This window comes from Candidatus Methylomirabilota bacterium (assembly GCA_035936835.1).
GTDB lineage: Bacteria > Methylomirabilota > Methylomirabilia > Rokubacteriales > CSP1-6 > AR37.
In genome coordinates this window covers 1-3,409 of the sequence record DASYVT010000108.1, presented here as the reverse complement: position 1 = coordinate 3,409, position 3,409 = coordinate 1, and the positions used below count along the sequence as shown (strand labels likewise).

2 protein-coding genes, 2 tRNA genes and 1 pseudogene are annotated in these 3,409 nt (G+C 68.3%); 1 reads left to right on the top strand and 4 read right to left on the bottom strand.

The genetic code is table 11. The features are described from left to right. Nucleotides 1-573: 573 nt before the first annotated feature. The 4 genes and pseudogenes from VGV06_08615 to VGV06_08600 form a co-directional block, all read right to left on the bottom strand. A tRNA-Glu gene (locus tag VGV06_08615) sits at nucleotides 574-649 on the bottom strand. A 21-nt stretch (nucleotides 650-670) separates the two neighbouring features. Beyond that, nucleotides 671-744 (bottom strand) — tRNA-Gln (locus VGV06_08610). 53 nt (nucleotides 745-797) lie between these two features. Next, nucleotides 798-1,025, bottom strand: a pseudogene (locus tag VGV06_08605) (ABC transporter permease). 57 nt (nucleotides 1,026-1,082) lie between these two features. Then, a complete protein-coding gene (locus VGV06_08600; protein ID HEV2055219.1) occupies nucleotides 1,083-2,312 on the bottom strand; it encodes an FAD-dependent oxidoreductase in 1,230 nt (409 codons plus the stop codon). 110 nt (nucleotides 2,313-2,422) lie between these two features. Here VGV06_08600 and VGV06_08595 point away from each other — a divergent pair. Beyond that, a partial coding sequence (locus VGV06_08595; GenBank protein ID HEV2055218.1) for an IS1380 family transposase occupies nucleotides 2,423-3,409 on the top strand: 987 nt, incomplete at its 3' end.

Below are 3,409 nucleotides of genomic sequence, written 5' to 3'. Positions count from 1 at the left end.
GCGCTCCGTCTGCGCCAACGCGCTCCTGGCACCCATGGAGGTGACGAACCGGGCGGTGCTGGAAGCCGTCGACCATGACGTCCTGAATCCCCGCGTCCTGGCGCGCGCGGCCGAGCAGGCGATCGCGGCGCTGTGCCCGCCAGTGGATGCGGTTGATGAACAGCGCGCCGCGCTCCTCGGCCAGATGCGGCGCCTCGAGGCGGAGCTGGCGCGCCTGGCGGAGGCGATCGCGAGCGGCGGCGACGTCCCGGCGCTGCTGCACGCCGTGAAGGACCGAGAGGCCCAACGGGCGCGGTGCGAGCGCGAGTTGGCAACCGTGAAATCGATACGCTGTCTGAGCCGCGTCGAGCGCGCGCAGATCGACCGACAAGTGCGCGAGGCGCTGACCGACTCGCAAGGCCTCCTCACGCGCCACACGCCTCAGGCGCGTGAGATTCTGCGAAACGTGGTTCAGGGGCGGCTCATCTTCACGCCAGCCGCCGAGGAGCGGATCTACACGTTCAGCGGGCAGGGGTCGCTCGGCCGTCTCCTCGGCCGAGCGATCCCGGCGTACAGCGGGGTGTTCAATAGCGATGGTGGCCCCAACGGGATTCGAACCCGTGTTTCAGCCTTGAGAGGGCCGTGTCCTGGGCCTCTAGACGATGGGGCCACGTCGGCGGGACGAGGCGGTTGGCTGGGAGAGGAGGAGTCGAACCTCCACTACGGGGTCCAGAGCCCCGCGTCCTACCATTAGACGATCTCCCAAGCCCTCGGGCAGTGTATGACGGCCCCTTCGGGCCTGTCAAGAAGCGGGCCGCTCAGAGCCGCTTGCGCAGCTTTGGATCGAGGCTGTCGCGCAGGCCGTCGCCCATGATATTGACGGCGAGCACCGTCGCAGCCAGGAAGATGCCCGGGAGGAGGATGTTGTGCGGGAAGACGCTGACGAGCGCGCGCCCCTCGGCCATGATGTTGCCCCAGGTCGGCGTCTCCGGCGGGATCCCGACGCCCAGGAAGGACAGGATCCCCTCGATCACGATCGCCGACGCGTAGCGCGGGCTTCCCACGCCCGTCGATCCTGTTCGCTAGGCCGGCACGTTAGAGGGTCAGCTTGCCCGCTTCGAGGCCGCGTCCGCCGTACGCACGTGCTCGGGGCGGACGCCGATCCCGATGAGCCGGGCCGGGAAGCGGCGAAGGACGGCGAAGCGGCGCAGGAGACGGAGCGCGAGCGGCAGCCTCGAGGGCGCTGCGCCGGCGAGCACGGGCGCGATCACCCGCTTCTGCGCCTGCACCTGAAGCCACTGCGTGACGCGCGTTGGCATCTCGCGCCGGCGCTGGACTTTGGCCAGGTCTTCCACCGTCAAGCGCCCCTCCGCCAGCGGCGCGGCGAGCAGGTTGGCGGCGGCGACCGCGTCCTGGAGCGCTACGTTGATGCCGATGCCCCCGACCGGGGACATCGCGTGCGCGGCGTCCCCGATGCAGAGGAGTCCCGGGCGATACCACCGTGAAAGCCGGTCTACCTGCACGGTCAAGAGGCTCACGTCCTCCCAGCTGCGGAGCTCTCCTACCCGGTCCCGCGGGAACGGCACGACGCGCGCGACGCTCTCGCGGAACGCCTCGATGCCCTGCCGGCGAATCTCGTCGATCGTGCCCTTGGCGATGACGTAGCCGCACTGCCAGTAGGTGTCGCGGTTGATCAGGATGAAAATCCGCCCGTCACCGAAGCGGCCCATGCTCGCGGCCGGGTCATCCGGGCGCTTGGATAGCCTGAACCACAGCACGTCCATGGGCGCGCCGAACTCCAGCACCTCGAGCCCCGCCTTTGCCCGCACCACCGAGCGCCGACCGTCGGCGCCCACCACGAGATCGGCGCGGACTTCGCGCCGCCCCTCCGGCGTCATGATCTCGAGGCCCACGACCCGCCCCGGCTCCTCGAGGAGCCCGGTCGCCTCGGCGCGCCTCCAGAGGCGGAAAGATGGGTAGCGGGCTGCGCGAGTCGCGAGGAAGTCGAGGAAGTCCCATTGCGGCATGAACGCCAAGAACTTGCAGCGGGTCGACAGGTGGGTAAAGTCCGCGATGGGGACACGCACGTCACCGACCTGCGCGCTCAGCTCCCGCAGCTCCTGGTGGGGCAGCGCGAGGAAGTCGTCGAGCAAGCCCAACTCGTGCATGACCTCGAGCGTCGAAGGATGGATGGTGTCGCCGCGGAAGTCACGGAGGAAATCGGCGTGCTTCTCGAGGACCAGGACGTCGACACCAGCGCGGGCCAGCAGGAGACCCAGCATCATGCCGGCCGGCCCGCCGCCAACGATGCAGCACCCGCACCGCTCACTCACTTAGCCCGGATTTCCGATATCACGGGTGAACGCAGCGAGGTATCAGGGCTCAGTTGGTGCGAAAAGACGCGGCCCCCGAGGCTCCTGGCTCGTTCGGAGGGCTCCACCCGATGGGTGACGCGAAAGCTGGCCCGGTTCGCCTCTCGTTCAACCCCCAACTGCGCGTCGAGTTCCATGGCGCGACGGTGACCTCCGATGCCGGACTGTTGCTGCCGCGCGAGCTGGACGAGCGGCTCGGCCTGAGCGCGCTGATCGAGCGCCATCTGCGCGATCCTCGCACCGGATACAACCGCCAATTCCCTCTACCAGATCTCTTCCGCCAGTCCATCTATAGCCGCTTGGCGGGCTACGAAGACACCAACGACGCCGAACGGCTGGCCGAAGACCCGACGTTTCGGATGCTGGCCTCGCGCGAGCGGCGGGAGACCAGTGTCGCCCTCACCTCCACCCTGCACTGGTTCGAGACGGACGTCCTCGCTGAGGAGCGGAACTACCAAGGACTCGGTCGCCTCAATACGGCCTTGATCCAGCACCCCGTCACGCGATCCCCGGCCTCGCGCGTGACCCTCGATATCGACAGCTCCGAGAGTCCGGTCCACGGGGCTCAAGAACAGTCAGCCTACAACGGCTACTTCGAGTCCGTTTGCTACCATCCGCTCTTCGTTTTCAATCAGAACGGCGACTGCCTGGCCGCCACGCTCCGGCCGGGCAACGTCCACAGTGCGGACGGATGGGAGCAGGTGCTCCTCCCCGTCATCGATCGCTGCCAAGCCGGAGGACAAACCGTCGTCGTCCGAGCTGATGCGGCCTTTGCCCTGCCAGCCCTGTACGAAGCTCTGGAGCGGCGGGGTGTGAGGTACGCGATCCGCCTCCCAGCCAACGATGTTTTGGAGCGGGCCGTCGAGGACCTGCTCATCCGGCCGCGCGGCCGGCCCAGCTACGCCCCGCTGGTCCGCTACCGGAGCTTCCAGTATCAGGCCGCGTCCTGGGACCAGCCGCGACGGGTGATCGCCAAGGTCGAACACCATCTTGGGGAACTCTTTCCCCGGGTGGGCTTCATCCTCACCACCCTGACCGGGACGAATCGGGCCGTCGTC